Here is a 17,796-nt window from a genome sequence, read left to right as displayed (position 1 = left end):
TACTCGTCGTGCTGCCCGACGGGGCTCCGCCCGCCGGGGGCGGGGCTCCGAGCTGCTGGAACTCCACCGGTCCCCGAGGCGCGACGTTGTCGCCCGCGCGCCGCTCCGGGCCCGGGGCCACGGCGCCCGCGGCCGCGTAGCCGCCACGTGCCGGGCCGCCGCACCCGGTCAGGCATGCGGCGGCCGTACAGCAGGACAGCGCGAGCAGGGTCAGCAGGGCGGCGGCGCGACGTTCCCTTCGCATCGCGGCAGTCTGGCTGACTCCGCGTCAGATGGGAACCCGAAGCGGGCGATTACTCGCCGATCAGGCCCACCCGGAGCTGCGCCAGCGTGCGCGTGAGCAGCCGGGAGACGTGCATCTGGGAGATGCCGACCTCTTCGCCGATCTGCGACTGCGTCATGTTCGCGAAGAACCGCAGCATGATGATCTGCCGTTCCCGGGGCGGGAGTTTGGCGAGCAGCGGCTTCAGGGACTCGCGGTACTCGACACCTTCGAGCGCGGTGTCCTCGTAGCCGAGGCGGTCCGCCAGCGAACCCTCGCCGCCCTCGTCCTCGGGAGAGGGCGAGTCGAGCGAGGAGGCGGTGTACGCGTTGCCCACGGCGAGGCCGTCGACGACGTCCTCCTCCGACACCCCGAGCACCGCGGCCAGTTCGGGCACGGTCGGCGAGCGGTCGAGCTTCTGGGCGAGCTCGTCGCTGGCCTTGGTGAGGGCGAGGCGCAGCTCCTGGAGGCGGCGCGGGACGCGCACGGACCAGGAGGTGTCCCTGAAGAATCGCTTGATCTCTCCCACGACGGTCGGCATCGCGAACGTCGGGAACTCCACGCCGCGTTCGCAGTCGAACCGGTCGATCGCCTTGATCAGGCCGATCGTACCGACCTGGACGATGTCCTCCATCGGCTCGTTGCGGCTGCGGAAGCGCGCGGCGGCGTACCGCACCAGCGGCAGGTTCAGCTCGATCAGGGTGTCGCGTACGTACGCCCGTTCGGGGCTGTCCGCGTCCAGGGCGGCGAGCCGCTGGAAGAGGGAGCGGGAGAGGGTGCGGGTGTCGATGGCTTCCGAGCGGACAGGCGCTGCCGGCGCTGCCGGTGCCGCGCTCTTGACGAGCGTGAGCACCTTGGAGCTGCCCTGGTCTACGGACATGCCACCCCCTTGAGGTCGCGGACGGTCGCGTACTGCGCGCCCGTCGGAGGAACGCAGCCTCCACCTGAATACCGGAGGCGGGGCTGCGGCAAACGCGGTTCCAGCAGAATGTCACATGTCGGCAACGCGCTGTAGCGTCATGTCGACATATATCTCCAGCGACAGAACGGAATGAGCCCGTTCTGTCGGGAAACGACGGAACGATCTCCACTCGTTCCGGTTACGCCTCGATCCTGTTTGCGGATCGCAGCCGCGCGAAGCTCCGGGCGAGCAGCCGGGACACGTGCATCTGGGACACGCCGAGCTCGACGCTGATCTGGGACTGCGTCAGATTGTTGTAGTACCGCAGCAGCAGGATCCTTTGTTCACGCTCGGGCAGCTGTACGAGGAGGTGGCGGACGAGGTCGCGGTGCTCGACCCCGGCCAGCTCGGGGTCCTCGTAGCCGAGGCGGTCCAGGAGTCCCGGCAGCCCGTCGCCCTCCTGGGCGGCCTCCAGCGAGGTGGCGTGGTAACTGCGGCCGGCCTCGATGCAGGACAGCACCTCGTCCTCGGTGATCCGCAGCCGCTCGGCGATCTCGTGCGTGGTCGGCGTGCGCCCGTGCAGGGTCGTGAGGTCCTCGGTGGCCGCGTTCACCTGGACCCACAGCTCGTGGAGCCGGCGCGGCACGTGGACGGTGCGGACGTTGTCGCGGAAGTACCGCTTGATCTCGCCCACGACGGTCGGCATGGCGAAGGTCGGGAACTGCACGCCGCGGTCCGGGTCGAAGCGGTCGATCGCGTTGATGAGGCCGATCGTGCCGACCTGGACCACGTCCTCCATCGGCTCGTTGCGGCTGCGGAAGCGGGCGGCCGCGTACCGGACGAGCGGAAGGTTCGCCTCGATGAGGGCCCCGCGCACCCGGAGGTGCTCGTTCGTGCCCGGCTGGAGGCCCTTCAGCTGCCCGAACAGGACCTGGGTGAGGGCTCGGGTGTCCGCGCCCCGGCTCTGCGGTCTCGGGGCCGCTGGAGGCTCCTCGGGGGGCTCCTGGCGGGGCGGGGCCGGGCTCGAAGGCGGGGCCGGGGAGGGGGCCGGGGTCCGGGAGTCCCCCTGGGGGTCCTGTTGGGGCGGCACCTGAGGCGCAGTACTGGCCGGCACGGTCACGCCACCCCTCCATGTATTGACTCATCCGTCAAAAGCGGTCATAGCATCACAAGACATGTGCACTGTGTGCAAGCACCGTATATCGCCGTGTTGACGGCAAGTTGGGCATAGTGGTGTGTTTCGGAATATGGCGTCGCGGAAGACGCGGGAACGCAAAAGCCCCCCACCCGTCGGAGTGGGGGGCCGGTCAGTCCGGAAGCCGCGTCAGCGTACGGGTTCAGCGCACCAGTTCGGTCATGAACGCGCCGATGCCATGGGCCGCGTCCGATATGCCCTGGAAGCCTATTTTGACGATGTCGGCCGCCTTGACCGGCTGGGTGATGATCACGAAGAGCACGAACACGACGAGCCCTCCCATGATCATCTTCTTGGTGTCCATGAGCGGTGTCGGCCTCCCCAACCGGTCCTGCAAAGTCGGGTGAGTCTAACCGGTCGTCTTCGGACACTCATCAGGCCTTTATGGACCAATGACCCGGTGGTCCGGGTCTTTTGCCCCGGAGCGGACGGGTGCGGGTGGCGCAACATGGGAGGCGAGCCCGCCGGTTCTGGCAGGAAACCGGAGGGTGAGGGACAGGGCCTCTCTGCGGGGTCCGAACCGCACGCTTCCCCCCTGACTGCGGTTCGGTCCGGCAGGTCCCGTCCTCGTTGGGGGGAAGTGGCTTGTCCCCCCGATGCCGCTTCCCCCGTCCCGTACGGCGAAGGCCCCGACTCCGGTCGAGGCCTTCGCCGCGTGCTGCCGGTTACTGGACGGCGCCGGAAGCCAGTCCGAGGACGGGCTCGACGGGGGCGATGGCGGGCGCCAGCTGGTTGGGCAGGTTCATCAGCTGGTTGAGCTGGTTGACCCCGGGGGTGATCCTCTCGCCGATCTCCTGGACGGAACCCGGGGTCGCGCCTTCCGGCATGTCCTGGGCCGCCTGTGGCAGGTCCGGGAGGGAGATCGGGACCTTGGGGGCGGCGGAGGCGGCCGGTGCGGCGAGGCCCGCGGCGGCCCCCGCGAGGGCGAAGGCGGCGAGCATGCGCTGGGTCTTGGTCATGCCGTGACAACGGCCGAGCGGGCGGGCGGTCACGCGGCCGTCATCCGTAAAGACGCGTGCGGCTGCGGGCGAAGACGCATGGAGGACGGGTCCGGACATGCCGAGAGCCCCGTCCCTTGCAGGGGCGGGGCTCTCGATCGAAGCGGTAGTGGAGGGATTTGAACCCCCGATGGGTTGCCCCATACTCGCTTTCGAGGCGAGCTCCTTCGGCCACTCGGACACACTACCGAGATGGATCCTAGCCTACGGAGCGGCATCCGATGAAATCGGTGATCCGCGGCCGCCTCAGAGGCCGCGGAAGAAGTCCGTCAGCTGCCGTGCGCACTCCTCCGCGAGCACGCCGCGGATCACCTCCGGACGGTGGTTGAGCCGGCGGTCCCGTACGAGGTCCCAGAGCGACCCCGCGGCTCCCGCCTTCTCGTCGTCGGCGCCGTACACGACCCGGGCGACGCGCGATTGCACGAGCGCGCCCGCGCACATCACGCACGGCTCCAGGGTCACCACGAGGGTGCACCCCGGAAGCCGCCATTCCCCGAGCCGGGCGGCCGCCCGGCGCAGCGCCAGCACCTCGGCGTGCGCCGTGGGGTCGCCGCTGGCCTCGCGCTCGTTGTGCCCGGTGGCGAGGAGCTCCCCGTCCGGGCCCAGCACGACGGCGCCGACCGGCACGTCGCCGGCCGGCACCGCCCGGGCGGCCTCCCGGAGCGCGAGGCCCATGGAGTCCCGCCACGGGTCCCGTACGGGATCGGGGCCGTGCAGGTGGTGGTGCGTGGTGATCACTAGCGGACGGCCTCCAGCACCTCGGTGGCGCCGAGGGAATCGGCGATCTCCGAGAGGGCGTCCCCGTCGAGGGTCATCAGTTGTTTGTGGCTGACACCGAGGTCGTCGAGCAGCCGGGGGTCGCCGAGCGGGCCGGCCGGTACCGGTTCCGCGCCGGGCGAGTCCTCGCCGTCCTCGTCGTCCTCGGCGCCGGAGAACGCGGCGATGGTCTCCTCCTCGCCGTCCTCGGTGCCGTCCAGGTCCAGTTCGTCGAGTTCGTCGTCCTCCTCGTCGCTGCCCAGCAGCTCGTCGGTCAGCATCGAGCCGTAGGAGCTGCGGGAGGCCGCGGAGGCGTTCGAGACGAAGTACCGCGGGTCCTCCTCGCCGTCCACGCGGACGACGCCGAACCAGGCGTCCTCCTGCTCGATGAGGGCGACCACCGTGTCGTCGTCGACAGCGGCGGCACGGGCGAGATCGATCAGATCACTGAGGGACTCGACGTCGTCGAGTTCCATGTCGCTCGCTTCCCACCCGTCTTCGGTGCGCGCGAGCAGTGCGGCGAAGTACACCGTGACTCTCCCACTGGTCATAGGCGTGCCGGTTGGAGGTCCCCCCGGCCGGAGGTGGGAAGGGTTGGAACGGCTGTCCTGCTCGCCGTTTCGTGCCCCGCCCAATCGGCATCGTGGCAGAAACAGCGGCTTTGCGAGAGGTCTTCCGCGCTTGCGTCGTGCCGTGCCGCTTGCCGCGGGGGGTCGTACGGGGGCAGGTCGGGCGCACTGCCGGCCGCTGCCGGGCACGCCCGGCCCGCCCCTGCCGCCCGCCCCGCGGGGTGCCCGGGGCCCCGTGACCACCCCACGCGGGGCCCGCGCCGCGCCCGGCCGGCACCGCCCGCCGAGGCCCGTCCCGCGCCCGGGCGCGCCGCGGCCGGCCGCGGGCCGTCTCCACCCGGCCGGGTGTACGGGCGGTCCGGGACCGGGTCCGCGAGCGGTCCGCGACGCGCCGTGCGTGGCCTGGGCCGCCGGGGAGCGGGCTCCGCCGAGCCGGGGGTGACGGTCCGGGGCCGCAGGCGGTCGGGGGCGCGCCGACCGCCTACGGCTCGCGGTTGCGGGGAGCGGGCGCCGGCGAGCCGGGGTGGCGTTGTGGTTCGGGCTCCGTAGGCGGTCGGGGGCGCGCCGACCGCGCCTCGCAGTTGCGGGGAGCGGGCGCCGGCGCGCCGGGGGTGGCTTCGTGGTTCGGCCTCACCAGCGGAACGTGCGCATGCGCATCTGCTGGCGCATGCGGGCCGCCCGGGCGCGGCGGGGCTGGACGCGGTCGCGCAGTGCCCGCGCCTCCATCAGATCGCGCAGGAACTGCGCGCGGCGCGCTCTGCGCTGCGCGGCCGTCTCCGGCGCGTCGTTCTCTCGGCTCGGCTGCGTCTCGGGCATCGGCCACCACCCCGGCTGGTCCGGTCGTCCTCCTCCGCCGGCGCGAAGCAGACCCCCCGCACCCCACCTTCCCCCGGCCGGGCCGATTGATGCCACCCCTTCGCAGCTCAGGCGGGTCGGGCGGCCCTACGCGTCGTCCGACAGCGTGGGGACGACCACCACCGGGCCGTGCGCGTGGTGGAGCACCGCGTGGGCCACCGAGCCCATCATCAGGGGCCCGACGCTGCGCCGCGGGTGGTGGCGGCCCACCACCACCAGTGCCGCCGACCGGGAGGCCGTCACCAGGCGTTCCGCCGGGTCGCCCGGGACCGCCGCCTGCTCCACCGGCACCTGCGGCCATCGGGCCCGGAACGGCGCCAGCCGCTCCGTCTGGGAGCGCAGCATCTCGCGCTCCGCCGGTACCGCGTCGCCGTCGTCGGCCAGGCCCTCCGGCGGGATCACCTGGAAGGGGCTGTCCACCACCGTCGTCGGCGCCGGCGGGATCGCGTACGCGGAGACCACCTGGACGGTGGTCCCCCGTGCGGCCCCTTCCGCGAAGGCGAAGGCCAGTACGTCGTCCGCGGTCTCCGCGGCGTGCAGTCCGAGCACCACCCGCCCGCTGGACGGCTCCGCCGAGTCCGCCGAGGCCTCCGGCGCCCTCCGCGCCGCGTGCGGGACCACCACCACCGGGCACGCCGCCGTCGAGGCCAGGGCGCGGCTGTTCGAACCGATCAGCAGGGCCGCGAAGCCGCCGTGGCCGCGGGAGCCCATCACCAGCATCCGGGCGCCCTCCGCGGACACCCGCAGGCCCTCGGGCACGGAACCCTCCAGCGCGTCGTACCGGACCTCGTCCGGCAGTTCGGGGGCCTTGGCGAGGATGCCACGCACCTGGTCGCCGACGGGGTCGGCGTACTGCTCCGGCTGCGAGCGGTCGGCGAGGGAGGAGCGGCGCGCCGCGTACAGCTGGGAGGTGTCGGGCAGCACGTGCGCGACCACGAGGCCGGTGCCGTGGCGGAGCGCAGCGGTCCGCGCCCATTCCAGCGCGTCGAGGCTGTGCTCGGATCCGTCGACGGCCGCGACCACCGGTGCGTTGCTCATCAGTCCAGCGTGCTGGGCGTCCGGGCGGGTCGCATCCGCAGCCGCATCCGCGGGCGCCGGGAGGGCCGCCGCGGGCGCGGCCGCCGGTTCGGGCGCACAGGGGTGCGCACACCGCGTAGCCTTTTGATTGTGGGTCGCGAAAAGTGCGGCCGTTTTTGCAGGTCGCAGGTCGAAACCCGGCAGCTGAACCTTGGAGGATGTTGTGCGTTTGCAGGTCGTCGATCACCCCTTGGTGGCGCACAAACTGACCACCCTGCGCGACAGGCGCACCGATTCCCCCACCTTCCGTCGGCTCGCCGACGAGCTGGTGACCCTCCTTGCGTACGAGGCCACCCGCGACGTGCGCACGGAGCAGGCCGACATCGTCACGCCGGTCGGCCCGACCACCGGTGTGAAGCTCTCGCACCCGCGCCCGCTGGTCGTGCCGATCCTGCGCGCCGGCCTCGGCATGCTGGACGGCATGATGCGGCTGCTGCCGACCGCCGAGGTGGGCTTCATGGGCATGGTCCGCAACGAGGAGACCCTGGAGGCCTCCACGTACGCGACGCGCATGCCGGAGGACCTCTCCGGGCGGCAGGTCTACGTCGTCGACCCGATGCTCGCCACCGGCGGCACGCTCGTCGCGGCGATCCAGGAACTGATCAAGCGCGGCGCAGACGACGTGACCGCCGTGGTGCTGCTGGCCGCGCCCGAGGGCGTCGAGGTCATGGAGCGCGACCTCGCGGGCACCCCGGTGACGGTCGTGACGGCCGCGGTGGACGAGCGGCTCAACGAGCACGGCTACATCGTGCCGGGCCTGGGCGACGCGGGCGACCGCATGTACGGCTCGGCCGAGTAGGACGCCCCCGGGCGTCTGCCCCGACGCCGTGGAGCCGGCCGCCGTCCCGGCGGCCGGCTCCACGCGTTCAGCCGGTCTTTCAGCAGGTCTTGGCGGGCGCCGGCTGGGGGTTGGCCAGCAGGGCCAGCTCCTTGTCCGCCACGTCCTTCGGGCTGAGGTCCTGGAAGGCGTCGCCGAGGATCAGGTCGATGTCCGTGCCCTCGCGGTCGTCGGTCTGCAGGGTGTCGCCTGCGAGCTGGGCGCCCACTACGGAGAAGGCCGCCTTGTCGGTCTTGGGCGAGCCGAGCAGTGTCCCGGTCCCGGGGACCTTCTTGTCGAAGTCGGCGGGCGCGTTGCCGACCTTGCCGATGGTGAAGCCGCGTTTCTTCAGCTCGTCGCCGACCGCCTTGGCGAGGCCCGCGCGCGGCGTCGCGTTGTAGACGTTGACCGTGATCTCGCCGGGCTGGGGCAGCACGACAGCGGGCTTGGCGGAGGCGCTGACGGCCGCCTGGGCGCCCGCCCCGGGCTTCGGGGTCGCGCAGTCCCTGCCCGCCGCCGCGCTGTGTTTGCCACTGCCGCTCTCGCCGCGGAACACGTTCATGAGCTGCAGGCTTCCATAGCCGAGCAGGGCGAGGCCGAGGACTGCTCCGAGCGCGGTGAAGATGATCCGGCGGCGGCGCCGGGGCCGGCTCATACGGGGGTAGGCCGCTCCCGTGACGCGGTACTTTCCGCCCATGCCGGGGGGAGTGAGCATGCTCATGGGCGCAGCGTAGTACCGCCCGCCGTCGCTGCCCACCAATGATCTGTTGATAGGGCAAGACCGACCCGAAAGGCGCAATCCCCAACGAAGCGGAAAACCCCGGGCGAAGCGCGACGAAAGACCCGGTGTAATCCCTGGTGAGGGCCGTGACGGGGCTCGTCGCGGCGGCGGTCCTCAGGTCCCGCCCCGGCGTGTCCCGGCGTGTCCCGAATACGTCCGGGCTCAGTAGTCCATTTCGAGGACGCGCGCGTGCAGCACCTGGCGCTGCTGGAGGGCCGCGCGCACGGCGCGGTGCAGGCCGTCCTCCAGGTACAGGTCGCCCTGCCACTTCACGACGTGGGCGAACAGGTCCCCGTAGAACGTCGAGTCCTCGGCGAGCAGCGTCTCAAGGTCCAGCTGCCCCTTGGTCGTCACCAACTGGTCGAGCCGGACCGGGCGCGGGGCGACATCCGCCCACTGCCGGGTGGTTTCCCTGCCGTGGTCGGGGTACGGCCGCCCGTTTCCGATGCGCTTGAAGATCACACGGAAAGCCTACCGGGCCGGTGCTTGCGGGCGCAGCCTTGCTATGCCGGTGCAAAAGTGGCAGACAAGGCCATTTCGGGAGTGATGTATGAGTGAGAGCACCGACCTCGCGTCCCCGGCCGACCGGATCGCGGCCGGGTGCGCCTTCACCGGACCCGCGCTCGAACCGGGTGCCCCGCTCCGGGACGGCTGCGCGCCCCGCGGTCGCTGTTCGGGGCGGCGAAGCGGCGCAGGTGATGACCCGGCGCAGGTGAGGGGTGTGCGTGGCGCACGTGACGGATTCCGCGGCCGGATCCGCAGCCGGGTGCCGTCGGAGGCGCCGTCGCTGACAGACTTCGCCCCATGCGGACCGAACTCACCGACACCACGTCCAGCAAGATCGACCGGGCGCTGCTCGACGCCCGCCGGGCCATCGGCAGCCCCACGATGGGCCTGGTGCTGACGCTCGTCATAGCCACCGACGAGGAGAACGCGTACGACGCCGTCCGCGCGGCCTCGGAGGCCTCGCGCGAGCACCCGTGCCGCATCATCGCGGTGATCAAGCGCACCTCGCGCGGCCCGCACAAGCTCCGCCAGACCCGGCTGGACGCCGAGCTGCGGGTCGGCTCGGACGCCGGTACCGGGGAGATCGTGCTGCTGCGCCTGCACGGGGCGCTCACCGAGCAGGCCGGCTCTGTGGTCCTCCCGCTGCTGGTGCCGGACGCGCCGGTGGTGGCGTGGTGGCCGGCCGACGCCCCCGCCGACCCGGCGCAGGACCCGCTGGGCGCGCTCGCGCAGCGCCGGATCACGGATGCGGAGGCCGCCGCTGACCCGGTCGGCGTACTGGACGAGCGGGGCGCCTCTTACGCCCCCGGAGACACCGATCTCGCCTGGACCCGGCTGACGCCGTGGCGGGCGCTGCTGGCCGCCGCGATGGACCAGAAGCCGCTGCCGGTGACGGGCGGGGCGGTGGAGAGCGAGGCCGACAACCCGAGTGCCGAGCTGCTGGCCCGCTGGCTGGAGGACCGGCTGGGGGTGCCGTTCCAGCGGGTGACCACGGACGGCCCGGTGATCACGCGGGTCCGGCTGGACAGTGCGGCGGGGGAGATCAGGGTGGACCGCCCCGACGGGGCGCTGGCCACGCTGGTCCTGCCGGACGGCCCCGACCGCAGGGTGGCCCTGAAGATCCGCAGCAAGGCCGAGCTGATCTCAGAGGAGCTGCGGCGCCTCGACGCGGACGAGGTCTACGCCTCGGCGTTGCGCAGGCGGCCGGCCCAGGCCTCGCTCTCCGCGTAGTGGTTGTCGTACGTGGGCTGGCTGTCGATGATGTCCTGGACGGTGGCCTCGCCCGCGCGGACCCGGCCGAGGAGCCGGTAGTAGTCGAAGCGGCCCATGCCGGGCGTGAAGCCGACGAAGACGCTCGCACCGTGCCCCGGGTGGGGTGCGAAGGCGTGCTTCACGCCCGCCGGGACGGACAGGAAGTCGCCCGCGGTGAGGGTCCTGACCTGGTCGCCGACGAGCACGTCGAGCCGCCCGGCGGTGACGTGGAAGAACTCGGTCGCCTTGGTGTGGAAGTGGACGGGGGCGCCGGCCGCGCCCTCGTCGAACGTGGCGGTGTTGCAGGTGAGTTCGGCGGTGTCGGTCAGCAGGGTGATGACGCTGCCGGGGCCGTCGGTGATGGTCTCGGCGGTGGCGGCGCGGGTCACGATCTCGTTCGTCATGACCATGAATCTACGCAGCCAGGTGACCGGTGACAGGGGTCAACGGCAGGCCGGAATTCCCGGTCAATTTCCTGTCTTGGCTGCCTTAGCGGCGGCCTTCATCTCCTGCTTGTGCGCCCGTACTTTCGCCAGGGACTCCGGCCCGGTGATGTCGGCCACCGAGCGGTAGACGTTCGCCTGGCCGTAGCCGCCGGCCGCCTCGCGCCAGCCCTTGGGGCGCACGCCCAGCTGCTTGCCCAGCAGGGCCAGGAAGATCCGGGCCTTCTGCTCGCCGAACCCGGGCAGTTCCTTGAGCCGCTTCAGCAGCTCGTCCCCGGTCGGTACGCCGCGCCAGATCGCCTCCGCGTCCCCGTCGTAGTGCTCCACGAGGTACGCGCACAGCTGCTGCACCCGCTTCGCCATCGACCCGGGGTAGCGGTGCACGGCCGGCTTCTCGGAGAGCAGCGCGGCGAAGGCCTCGGGGTCGTGGGCGGCGATGGCGTGGGCGTCCAGATCGTCCGCGCCCATCCGCGTGGCGATCGTGTACGGCCCCGAGAACGCCCACTCCATCGGCACCTGCTGGTCCAGCAGCATGCCGACGAGCGCGGCGAGCGGGCTGCGGCCGAGGAGCTCGTCGGCCTCCGGCTGCTGGGCCAGCCGCATCGTGATGTCCATGGATCCAGCGTCCCGCGTGGCCGCCCTCCCCGCGCGGCCGCCGCACCGCGGGCCTAGCGTGAGAACCGCGCGAAAAGCGACCCGCAAGACAAACGCGACGACACGGGAGTCGATCGATCATGGCTGAGTTCGCGGAAGGTGCTCCGTGCTGGGTGGACGCGATGTTCAAGGACGTGGAGGGCGCCAAGGCCTTCTACTCCGACGTGCTGGGCTGGACCTTCGGTGATGCGGCGAGCGAGTACGGCAACTACACGCAGGCCTACTCCGACGGAAAGGCCGTGGCGGCCGTCGTCCCGCCGATGCCGGGCGGCGACGCCCCCTCGCAGTGGTGTCTGTACTTCGCCTCGCCCGACGCGGCGGCCACCGCCGAGAAGATCAAGTCGGCCGGCGGCGATCTGATGATGGAGCCGATGCAGGTCGGCACCTTCGGCACGATGCTGATCGCCAAGGAGCCGAGCGGTGCGGTCTTCGGCGTCTGGCAGCCGGGCGAGCACAAGGGCTTCGAGAAGGTCGGGGAGCCGGGCGCGTATGCGTGGGCGGAGGTCTTCACCCGGGAAGTGGGGAAGGTGGACGGATTCCTCCCGAAGGTCTTCCCGTACGGCGCCCAGAAGATGGAGCCCGGCGACGATCCGGAGATGGCCGGGATGGACTACAAGATTTTCAGCGTGGGCGGCACGGAGAACCCGGTCCTCGGCCGGATGAACATGGGCGAGGAGTTCCCGCCCGAGATCCCCTCGTACGTCCAGGTCTACTTCTCGGTCCCGGACTGCGACGAGGCGGTGGCCAAGGCGACGAAGCGCGGCGGAACCCTCCACTTCGGCCCGATGGACAGCCCCTTCGGGCGCTTCGCCGCGCTGACGGACCAGCAGGGCGCGGCGTTCGCCGTCATCGACATGTCGAAGACGTCGGGGGCCATGCCGAAGATGTCGGACGCGTAGCCGCCCCCTCCGGGGGAGGCGGGGCCACCGGCCGGGTCCGGTGGCCCCGCCCCATTTGCCGACCGCCTCTACGCGTAGAGGGGGAGTCCGTCAGTGGCGATGGTCCATTCCCCGATGGTGACGTCCTCGCCGTACACGAAGTCCTTGCGGGTCGCGTAGCGCGGCCCAGCGGGGGTCTGGTGGATGTCCGACAGGACGGCACCCGTCCCGGTGCGGGGGTCGAAGACCGCGTAGACCGGGATGCCGAGCAGTGGGTAGTCCCGCATCTTGCCGACCCAGTCGTTGTCCGGGTTGGAACGGGAGACGACCTCGACCGCGGCGATGAGGGTGTGGGGGTCGAAGGACCCCTGGACCTCCATGTCCGCCTCGGCGATCAGCATGATGTCGGGCAGTCGCAGGATGCCCTGGGGCTCGTCCTCCACATCGGGGGCTCCGGTGTGGGCTGCCAGCTCCTCCGGCATCACCTTCTCCAGGCGTTTGCGCAGACGCAGCGTGGTCAGCTCGTGGGGACCGGACGGAGCCATCATGTCGTGGACGATGCCTTCCTTGGTGATCTCGAACTTGCCGGGAACGGTGTCGTCCAGCGACTGAACGGCTTCCCGCATCGCCTGGTACCAACGGACTGCAGGCTGTACGTCGTCCGGGGCGATGGTCATGGAACTCGCTCCTCGTCTGTGCCCCGTGGTCCGGGTCCGAGTCATCGCTTTCATGCTAGGCCGCGTCTCCGGGGTGCGTCCGGCAGCCGTTGCAGGTGCCGGGGGTGGGGCTGCGGAAGGCCAGGTCGCATTTCTCGCAGGTCTGGAAGGGGTCCGGTGGGACGAAGGGGGCTCTGGAGGGCAGTGGTGCCAGGAGGGGCGGTAGCTGGACCGCGAGGCGGTGGGCGATCAGGCCGGCCGGATTGCGGGGGTGGTCCGGGAGGTTCGCGGTGAGGGCGGTGGTCACCGCCTGATGGGTGGCCCCGCGTTCCAGCCAGGCCTCGACGCCGCCCGCGAGGCGTTGGACGTCCCGGGCGCCGAGGAGCAGGCGTGGATCGGCCCGGCGCAGTTCCGCCAGGAGCTCCTCGGCGAGCTGTCGGCGGGCCGGGTTGTCGGGGTTGCGCGGAGCCGGTACCTCCGGTGGTTTCGGGGGATACAGGGCCGTCTGCGGTTGGGGCGCGGGATCGGGCTCGGGTGCGGGGCGAACCTCCGGCTCCGGTGTGGGCTCGGGTTCCGGCTCCGGCTCGGGCTCCGGCTTCGGCTCGGGTTCCGGCTCGGGCTCCGGCTTCGGCTCGGGTTCCGGCTCGGGCTCCGGCTTCGGCTCTGGTGCGGGCTTCGGCTCGGGTTCGGGCTTGTGGCTCGGTCGGGTGACGGCCTTCGGGGCGTTGTGGAACACCGTACGGGTGACGATCCGCCCGTCCGGCAGCTTCTCCTGGAGCCGCCGCAGGTACCCGTACGCCTCCAGCTCGCCCAGCGCCTTGCCGATCGCCTTCTCCCCGAGGGGCAGCTGCTTGGCCAGGGCTTTGATGCCGACAGGCGTGCCGCGGGGCACCGACTGGATGTACGAGGCGAGGGCCCGCGCGTTCATCGACAGGTGCGGGTGCCGGATCAGGTCGTTGCTGACGACTGTGAAATTGCGGGTCTGCCGGACGTTGGCGTGTTGAACGCCGTACGGGGCGCGCGAGGGCGCGTTAGAGTGCTGGAAAGCCATCGGGAAGTTGTTGCCTTCTCGTGGTCAGGCCCTCGTCGGGATTGCGAGTCCCGGCGGGGGCCGTCCTGTGTCTGGAGTTGGTCGCGGCGAGCATATGCCAGGCAACCACCCTGAAATCCAGCCGAGTTGGGACTATTCACCCGTGTGAGTGAGCGCCGCTCCGGGGAGGCTGGAGGGGCAGGGCTGGAGTTCTTTCTCTTGGTTATTCCAAAGAAAAGCGTCGTGCCGTGCCGGGTCGCGCCCGGGCGCGACCCGCCGGTGCGAGCGGACCGCACGCATGTCCACGACTTTGTCCAAGGCTGTCGAGACTGCCTCAACGCGAGTGACGGGTAAGGCGCGTTGAGGAGGTGGGTGCGCATGGGTGTGGACAGTGACGGAACGGAAGAGCACAGCTGGTCCGTGGACCCCGAGGACGAACAGGGTGCGGCCGTGGTCGCGGCCCTGGGCCGTCAGATGCGGGCGCGGCGGGAGGCGATGGGGCTGCGGGTCGCCGACCTGGCGGCGGCGATCCAGTACGGCGAGGCCCTGATCTACAAGGTCGAAGGCGGCAAGCGGATCGCCAAGCCGGAGTACTTGGACAAGGTGGACGACGCGCTGAAGGCCGGCGGCCTGATCCGGGCCATGCGGGAGGACTTGTCGCACGTTCGGTACCCGAAGAAGATCCGCGAGCTGGCCAAGATGGAGGCCCGGGCCGTCGAAGTCGCGGGTTACAGCATCCACCACGTTCATGGCCTGCTTCAGACCGAGGCCTGCGCGCGGGCGATGTTCGAGATGCGCCAGCCCGCGTACGCGGCGGACGAGGTGGAGCGGTTCGTGGCCGCGCGCCAGGCCCGGTGGTCGATCTTCAGCCGCACACCGGCGCCCACGCTCAGTTTCGTGCACGAAGAGAGCACGCTCCGCCGCCCGATCGGAGGCACAATGGTGTGGCGTCAGCAGCTCGAACGACTGCTGGAGGCCAGTGAGTTGCGAAACATGTCGTTCCAGGTCATGCCGCTTGACCGTGAGGTCCACGCAGGTATGGACGGCGGGATCGATGTGCTGAAGTTCGGAGACGGAACGGCAGTGGGGCGCTCCGAAGGCGCCTTCAACGGTCGTCCGGTCTCCGATGCGAAGCGGCTTCGGATCCTTGAGCTGCGTTATGGAATGATCCGAGCCCAGGCTCTCTCGCCACGGGAGTCCCGGGCGTTTGTCGAGCACCTGCTGGGAGACACATGATGCGCGAGTTGGCCTGGTTCAAGAGCAGCTACAGCGATGGCAGCGAGGGTGACTCCTGCGTCGAGGTGGCATGGTTCAAGAGCAGCTATAGCGGTGGGTCCGAGGGCGACTCCTGTGTCGAGGTCGGGTGGACCAAGAGCAGCCACAGCAGTAGTAGCGACATCAACGACTGCATCGAGGTGGCGGCCTGCCCCGAAGCCGTGCGCGTTCGGGATTCCAAGGTTCTCGACGGGCCCCAGCTCGCCCTGACCCCCGGGGCCTGGGCGGGCTTCGTCTCGTACGCCCGCGAGGCCTAGCCAGGCCGGGAGCGGCCCGGCTTTCGCACCGGCGGCATCCGGAGGATCGTGGGGAGTGAACCTGTACGCACCTGCCCCCGCCCTCCCGCCCGGGCGCCGCTCGGCGGCGACGTCGGCAGCCTTCGCCAGACCGGGAGGCACGTCATGCGCAAGGTCATGGACTGCAGGGAGTACCCCAGCGAAATCGGATGCTCCCTGACCATCGCGGGTGAGGAAGACGAAGTCATGGACGCGGCCGTCCAGCACGGCGTCACCGTGCATGGTGAAGAGGACACCCAGGAGTTCCGCGACGCGCTGCGCGGCATGCTGAAGCCCGAGGTGCCCCAGCACGCCTGACATCACACCCGGCAGCCGCAGGGGCGAGCCGCTCGGGTGGTTCCGGGTAGTGGATGCGATGGCTTGAAAGCAAGTCGCGGCGGGGGTGCTTACGGTCGATCTTGTGCGGTTCTTCCGGGCCGTGCGACATCACTACCCAAGAGGTCGGACACCCCATGAGCCTGAGCATCCGCAACCAGATCGCCGGTACCGTCACCGCCGTCACCACTGGCGAGGCCATGGCCACGGTCAAGGTCCGGCTGGAGGGCGGCCAGGACATCATCGCCGCCATCACCACCGACGCCGTCAAGGACCTCGGCATCGCCGAGGGCTCCGCGGTCAAGGCGCTGGTCAAGGCCACCGAGGTGGCGCTGGCCACCGGCGCCGTCGACGGCATCAGCATCCGCAACCAGCTGGCCGGCACCGTCGCCGACGTCGCCACCGGTGGCGCCATGGCCTCCGTCAAGGTGGACGTGAACGGCGGCGGGCTGACCGCGGCCATCACCAAGGACGCCGTCGAGGCGCTCGGTCTGTCCGCCGGGTCCTCCGTGGTCGCGCTGATCAAGTCGACCGAGATCTCGCTCGCTACTGCCTGAGTCCGTCCTCAGAGGCCCGGATTCGGCGGTGACAGCGCGCCGCGAGGTGCCGTGGGGTGGTCATCGGGCACCGGCCTTGGCCTGCACGGCGGCGACGTAGCGGACGGTGAAGAGCATCGGGACGACGAACCCGGCGGCCTGGACGAGCGTGGCGGCCGTCGAGTGGCCGTTGCCGGCGTGGGCGAGCGCGGCGAGCGCGGCGGCCGTGAGGGCGAAGGCGGCGGTCCACACGGCGGTGATGACGACGTTGGTCCGGATGAACGGCCGCAGGCCCCAGACCTCGCGGGGGGTCGTGCGCTTGGCGATGCCCAGGGTGAACGGCTTGCGCACGAGCAGGGAGATCCCGGCGATGAGGGCGAGGGTGGCCGAGGAGAGGGCCGCCGAGTAGTCGTGCACGCCCGAGTGCGGGTCGGCGAAGGCGACGGCCGCCAGGGCCGCGAAGAAGACCGCCGAGCCGATCTCGATGATCAGCGCGTCGAAGCCGGCCCCTTCGCGGCGCTGCTGGAGGGCCAGCGCCACGGCCGCGACCAGGGCGGCGAGCGCGCCCCACTGCCACTGGGCGGACGGGATCACGGCGAAGACGATCCACGGAAGGAAGGTGCGTACGTACGACATCGAAGACCCCCGGCTGGCGACTGACGTTCCTGTTCTGACATGTCGAAAGTAGATGTTCCACTACTGACATGTCAAGGATGGAATGTAAGGTGAGGGGCATGAGCCTTCGACACGCCCTTCTCGGACTCCTGTCAGAGCGCCCGGCCAGCGGTTACGACCTGCTCAAGCGCTTCGAGACCTCACTGGCCAACGTCTGGCCCGCCACCCAGAGCCAGATGTACACAGAACTGTCCAAACTCGCCGACACCGGGATGATCAGCGTCTCGGCCGAGGGCCCGCGCGGGCGCAAGGAGTACACCCTCACCGACGAGGGCCTGGCCGAACTGCGGCACTGGCTGACCGAGACCAAGCCGCAGCGCAACACCCGCAGCGACATCCTGCTGAGGGTCTTCTTCCTCGGCGTGCTCTCCCCCGAACAGGCGCGGGGCTACCTCACCGAGCTGATGGACATGTCCGCGCAGGAGTACGAGGGCCTGCGCCGGCTGGACGAGTCCATCGACTGGGGCGACGACCCCCTGTCGGTCCACGGCAAGATCGCCCTGGAGTACGGCCTGCGCTTCAACGCGATGCGCCGCGAGTGGGCCGAGTGGGCGGCCGGCCAGATCCGCTAGCCGGCCGCAACCCACGCGAGCCGCAGATCGGCGCGCGGCCGAACAACCTCGGTCGGGGGTACATGAGACCAGAGTCCCAGACCGGTCGCGTGATCGCGTGGTAGAAGCCGATCAGCGGCTCGGCGATGCGGTAGGTGGGCCGGTTGTCGCGGAAGACGGCCGCGTCCCGGTGCAGCAGGCCCGCATCTTCGAGGACGTTGATGGGGCGGGCGATGTCGGTGGCCTTGCGCTCCAAGGAGCCGGCCATGTCCCCGCGGGTGGCGTTGCCGTCGGCGACCGCAGCCAGAACGGACAGGTAAAGGGCGGTGTCTCGAAGGTCGGGTTCTTCGGCCAGTAGGTAGCGGGCCTCGCGGAACAGGGGGGTTTCGGGATTGAGGACGGTGCGGACGACCCAGTCGTCGAAGTCGTCCGGTCCCGTCGGCGCGGCCCCACGTGCGAACTCGCGCCGGTAGGCGGGAGTGCCGCCGACGATGGGTGGTCAACGCCGCGCTGATCCT

The 17,796-nt window shown here is 70.9% G+C and carries 23 protein-coding genes, 1 tRNA gene and 1 pseudogene; 8 read left to right on the top strand and 17 right to left on the bottom strand.

The genetic code is table 11. The features are described 5' to 3' along the window. Positions 1–293 precede the first annotated feature (293 nt). The 9 genes from ABTY04_RS02135 to ABTY04_RS02095 form a co-directional block, all read right to left on the bottom strand. Entirely contained in the window at positions 294–1,142 is an 849-nt protein-coding gene (locus ABTY04_RS02135) for an RNA polymerase sigma factor SigF (protein WP_352211379.1), read from the bottom strand. Between the two features lie 220 nt (positions 1,143–1,362). Further along, positions 1,363–2,277 (bottom strand): RNA polymerase sigma factor SigF, encoded by a 915-nt coding sequence (locus ABTY04_RS02130; protein ID WP_352211586.1) that lies wholly within the window; start codon positions 2,275–2,277, stop codon positions 1,363–1,365. Positions 2,278–2,500: 223 nt separating this feature from the next. Beyond that, positions 2,501–2,662: a hypothetical protein gene (locus tag ABTY04_RS02125; protein WP_159046037.1), complete on the bottom strand. Its 162-nt coding sequence runs from the start codon at positions 2,660–2,662 to the stop codon at positions 2,501–2,503. Positions 2,663–3,023: 361 nt separating this feature from the next. After that, a complete protein-coding gene (locus ABTY04_RS02120) occupies positions 3,024–3,317 on the bottom strand; it encodes a hypothetical protein (RefSeq protein ID WP_352211378.1) in 294 nt (97 codons plus the stop codon). A 143-nt stretch (positions 3,318–3,460) separates the two neighbouring features. Next, positions 3,461–3,545 (bottom strand) — tRNA-Ser (locus tag ABTY04_RS02115). Between the two features lie 57 nt (positions 3,546–3,602). After that, positions 3,603–4,031 carry a tRNA adenosine(34) deaminase TadA gene (tadA, locus tag ABTY04_RS02110; RefSeq protein ID WP_352211585.1) on the bottom strand — a complete coding sequence of 143 codons (429 nt, stop codon included), beginning with the start codon at positions 4,029–4,031 and terminating at the stop codon, positions 3,603–3,605. A gap of 62 nt (positions 4,032–4,093) precedes the next feature. Further along, positions 4,094–4,642 (bottom strand): tRNA adenosine deaminase-associated protein, encoded by a 549-nt coding sequence (locus ABTY04_RS02105; RefSeq protein WP_352211584.1) that lies wholly within the window; start codon positions 4,640–4,642, stop codon positions 4,094–4,096. A gap of 669 nt (positions 4,643–5,311) precedes the next feature. Then, on the bottom strand, positions 5,312–5,497 hold the full coding sequence (locus ABTY04_RS02100) for a hypothetical protein (RefSeq protein ID WP_352211377.1): 186 nt from the start codon (positions 5,495–5,497) through the stop codon (positions 5,312–5,314). A 126-nt stretch (positions 5,498–5,623) separates the two neighbouring features. Continuing rightward, positions 5,624–6,574: a universal stress protein gene (locus ABTY04_RS02095; RefSeq protein WP_352211376.1), complete on the bottom strand. Its 951-nt coding sequence runs from the start codon at positions 6,572–6,574 to the stop codon at positions 5,624–5,626. Positions 6,575–6,776: 202 nt separating this feature from the next. On the opposite strand from ABTY04_RS02095, the gene upp reads away from it, so the two are divergent. Beyond that, a complete protein-coding gene (upp, locus tag ABTY04_RS02090; RefSeq protein WP_352211375.1) occupies positions 6,777–7,412 on the top strand; it encodes a uracil phosphoribosyltransferase in 636 nt (211 codons plus the stop codon). Between the two features lie 79 nt (positions 7,413–7,491). Here upp and ABTY04_RS02085 read toward each other — a convergent pair whose 3' ends face one another. Continuing rightward, positions 7,492–8,151, bottom strand: coding sequence for a LytR C-terminal domain-containing protein (locus ABTY04_RS02085; protein WP_352211374.1), 660 nt, complete (start codon positions 8,149–8,151; stop codon positions 7,492–7,494). 222 nt (positions 8,152–8,373) lie between these two features. Beyond that, positions 8,374–8,673, bottom strand: a complete 300-nt coding sequence (locus ABTY04_RS02080; protein WP_030160221.1) for a type II toxin-antitoxin system VapB family antitoxin — start codon at positions 8,671–8,673, stop codon at positions 8,374–8,376. A gap of 342 nt (positions 8,674–9,015) precedes the next feature. Between ABTY04_RS02080 and opcA the strand changes: the two genes are divergently transcribed. After that, complete coding sequence (opcA, locus tag ABTY04_RS02075) at positions 9,016–9,948, top strand: glucose-6-phosphate dehydrogenase assembly protein OpcA (RefSeq protein WP_352211373.1); 933 nt, start codon at positions 9,016–9,018, stop codon at positions 9,946–9,948. On the opposite strand, the gene ABTY04_RS02070 is transcribed toward opcA, so the two are convergent. Together ABTY04_RS02070 and ABTY04_RS02065 are read right to left on the bottom strand one after the other, a co-directional pair. Next, positions 9,897–10,373, bottom strand: a complete 477-nt coding sequence (locus ABTY04_RS02070; RefSeq protein WP_352211372.1) for a cupin domain-containing protein — start codon at positions 10,371–10,373, stop codon at positions 9,897–9,899. The genes opcA and ABTY04_RS02070 overlap by 52 nt on opposite strands. Positions 10,374–10,436: 63 nt before the next feature. Next, entirely contained in the window at positions 10,437–11,027 is a 591-nt protein-coding gene (locus ABTY04_RS02065; RefSeq protein ID WP_352211371.1) for an HhH-GPD-type base excision DNA repair protein, read from the bottom strand. Positions 11,028–11,146: 119 nt separating this feature from the next. On the opposite strand from ABTY04_RS02065, the gene ABTY04_RS02060 reads away from it, so the two are divergent. After that, on the top strand, positions 11,147–11,965 hold the full coding sequence (locus tag ABTY04_RS02060) for a VOC family protein (RefSeq protein ID WP_352211370.1): 819 nt from the start codon (positions 11,147–11,149) through the stop codon (positions 11,963–11,965). Positions 11,966–12,033: 68 nt separating this feature from the next. Here ABTY04_RS02060 and ABTY04_RS02055 read toward each other — a convergent pair whose 3' ends face one another. Then, on the bottom strand, positions 12,034–12,621 hold the full coding sequence (locus ABTY04_RS02055) for a Uma2 family endonuclease (protein ID WP_352211369.1): 588 nt from the start codon (positions 12,619–12,621) through the stop codon (positions 12,034–12,036). 55 nt (positions 12,622–12,676) lie between these two features. Beyond that, the gene (locus ABTY04_RS02050) at positions 12,677–13,651 is read right to left on the bottom strand and encodes a helix-turn-helix domain-containing protein (RefSeq protein ID WP_352211368.1); all 975 of its coding nucleotides are present in this window, start codon (positions 13,649–13,651) and stop codon (positions 12,677–12,679) included. A gap of 357 nt (positions 13,652–14,008) precedes the next feature. Here ABTY04_RS02050 and ABTY04_RS02045 point away from each other — a divergent pair, with 357 nt between their 5' ends. The 4 genes from ABTY04_RS02045 to ABTY04_RS02030 all read left to right on the top strand — a co-directional run bounded on the left by ABTY04_RS02045 (position 14,009) and on the right by ABTY04_RS02030 (position 16,073). Next, positions 14,009–14,866, top strand: a complete 858-nt coding sequence (locus ABTY04_RS02045; RefSeq protein WP_352211367.1) for a Scr1 family TA system antitoxin-like transcriptional regulator — start codon at positions 14,009–14,011, stop codon at positions 14,864–14,866. Continuing rightward, positions 14,863–15,162, top strand: coding sequence for a DUF397 domain-containing protein (locus tag ABTY04_RS02040; RefSeq protein ID WP_352211366.1), 300 nt, complete (start codon positions 14,863–14,865; stop codon positions 15,160–15,162). Before ABTY04_RS02045 ends, ABTY04_RS02040 begins: the two co-directional genes overlap by 4 nt. A gap of 144 nt (positions 15,163–15,306) precedes the next feature. After that, entirely contained in the window at positions 15,307–15,498 is a 192-nt protein-coding gene (locus tag ABTY04_RS02035; RefSeq protein WP_352211365.1) for a DUF1059 domain-containing protein, read from the top strand. Positions 15,499–15,653: 155 nt separating this feature from the next. After that, positions 15,654–16,073, top strand: a complete 420-nt coding sequence (locus ABTY04_RS02030; RefSeq protein ID WP_352211364.1) for a TOBE domain-containing protein — start codon at positions 15,654–15,656, stop codon at positions 16,071–16,073. A 60-nt stretch (positions 16,074–16,133) separates the two neighbouring features. Here ABTY04_RS02030 and ABTY04_RS02025 read toward each other — a convergent pair whose 3' ends face one another. Continuing rightward, positions 16,134–16,688 (bottom strand): hypothetical protein, encoded by a 555-nt coding sequence (locus tag ABTY04_RS02025; protein WP_352211363.1) that lies wholly within the window; start codon positions 16,686–16,688, stop codon positions 16,134–16,136. A 98-nt stretch (positions 16,689–16,786) separates the two neighbouring features. Here ABTY04_RS02025 and ABTY04_RS02020 point away from each other — a divergent pair, with 98 nt between their 5' ends. Next, the gene (locus ABTY04_RS02020; RefSeq protein WP_352211362.1) at positions 16,787–17,299 is read left to right on the top strand and encodes a PadR family transcriptional regulator; all 513 of its coding nucleotides are present in this window, start codon (positions 16,787–16,789) and stop codon (positions 17,297–17,299) included. A 73-nt stretch (positions 17,300–17,372) separates the two neighbouring features. On the opposite strand, the pseudogene ABTY04_RS02015 reads toward ABTY04_RS02020, so the two are convergent. Next, positions 17,373–17,771: pseudogene (locus ABTY04_RS02015) on the bottom strand (AAA family ATPase); the annotation flags it as partial. Positions 17,772–17,796 lie beyond the last annotated feature (25 nt).

Origin of the sequence: Streptomyces sp. NPDC097981, assembly GCF_040302565.1 — a bacterium.
GTDB lineage: Bacteria > Actinomycetota > Actinomycetes > Streptomycetales > Streptomycetaceae > Streptomyces.
This window is presented reverse-complemented; position numbering and strand designations above follow the sequence as displayed.

Bases quoted from the DNA above. Each gene is read 5' to 3' on its own strand.
- opcA (WP_352211373.1), top strand. From the start codon at position 9,016: ATGCGGACCGAACTCACCGACACCACGTCCAGCAAGATCGACCGGGCG.
- ABTY04_RS02055 (WP_352211369.1), bottom strand. From the start codon at position 12,621: ATGACCATCGCCCCGGACGACGTACAGCCTGCAGTCCGTTGGTACCAG.
- ABTY04_RS02095 (WP_352211376.1), bottom strand. From the start codon at position 6,574: ATGAGCAACGCACCGGTGGTCGCGGCCGTCGACGGATCCGAGCACAGC.
- ABTY04_RS02025 (WP_352211363.1), bottom strand. From the start codon at position 16,688: ATGTCGTACGTACGCACCTTCCTTCCGTGGATCGTCTTCGCCGTGATC.
- ABTY04_RS02065 (WP_352211371.1), bottom strand. From the start codon at position 11,027: ATGGACATCACGATGCGGCTGGCCCAGCAGCCGGAGGCCGACGAGCTC.
- ABTY04_RS02100 (WP_352211377.1), bottom strand. From the start codon at position 5,497: ATGCCCGAGACGCAGCCGAGCCGAGAGAACGACGCGCCGGAGACGGCC.
- ABTY04_RS02020 (WP_352211362.1), top strand. From the start codon at position 16,787: ATGAGCCTTCGACACGCCCTTCTCGGACTCCTGTCAGAGCGCCCGGCC.
- ABTY04_RS02040 (WP_352211366.1), top strand. From the start codon at position 14,863: ATGATGCGCGAGTTGGCCTGGTTCAAGAGCAGCTACAGCGATGGCAGC.
- ABTY04_RS02030 (WP_352211364.1), top strand. From the start codon at position 15,654: ATGAGCCTGAGCATCCGCAACCAGATCGCCGGTACCGTCACCGCCGTC.
- tadA (WP_352211585.1), bottom strand. From the start codon at position 4,031: ATGGGCCTCGCGCTCCGGGAGGCCGCCCGGGCGGTGCCGGCCGGCGAC.
- ABTY04_RS02125 (WP_159046037.1), bottom strand. From the start codon at position 2,662: ATGGACACCAAGAAGATGATCATGGGAGGGCTCGTCGTGTTCGTGCTC.
- ABTY04_RS02060 (WP_352211370.1), top strand. From the start codon at position 11,147: ATGGCTGAGTTCGCGGAAGGTGCTCCGTGCTGGGTGGACGCGATGTTC.
- ABTY04_RS02035 (WP_352211365.1), top strand. From the start codon at position 15,307: ATGCGCAAGGTCATGGACTGCAGGGAGTACCCCAGCGAAATCGGATGC.
- ABTY04_RS02070 (WP_352211372.1), bottom strand. From the start codon at position 10,373: ATGACGAACGAGATCGTGACCCGCGCCGCCACCGCCGAGACCATCACC.
- ABTY04_RS02120 (WP_352211378.1), bottom strand. From the start codon at position 3,317: ATGACCAAGACCCAGCGCATGCTCGCCGCCTTCGCCCTCGCGGGGGCC.
- ABTY04_RS02135 (WP_352211379.1), bottom strand. From the start codon at position 1,142: ATGTCCGTAGACCAGGGCAGCTCCAAGGTGCTCACGCTCGTCAAGAGC.
- ABTY04_RS02085 (WP_352211374.1), bottom strand. From the start codon at position 8,151: ATGAGCATGCTCACTCCCCCCGGCATGGGCGGAAAGTACCGCGTCACG.
- ABTY04_RS02050 (WP_352211368.1), bottom strand. From the start codon at position 13,651: ATGGCTTTCCAGCACTCTAACGCGCCCTCGCGCGCCCCGTACGGCGTT.
- ABTY04_RS02045 (WP_352211367.1), top strand. From the start codon at position 14,009: ATGGGTGTGGACAGTGACGGAACGGAAGAGCACAGCTGGTCCGTGGAC.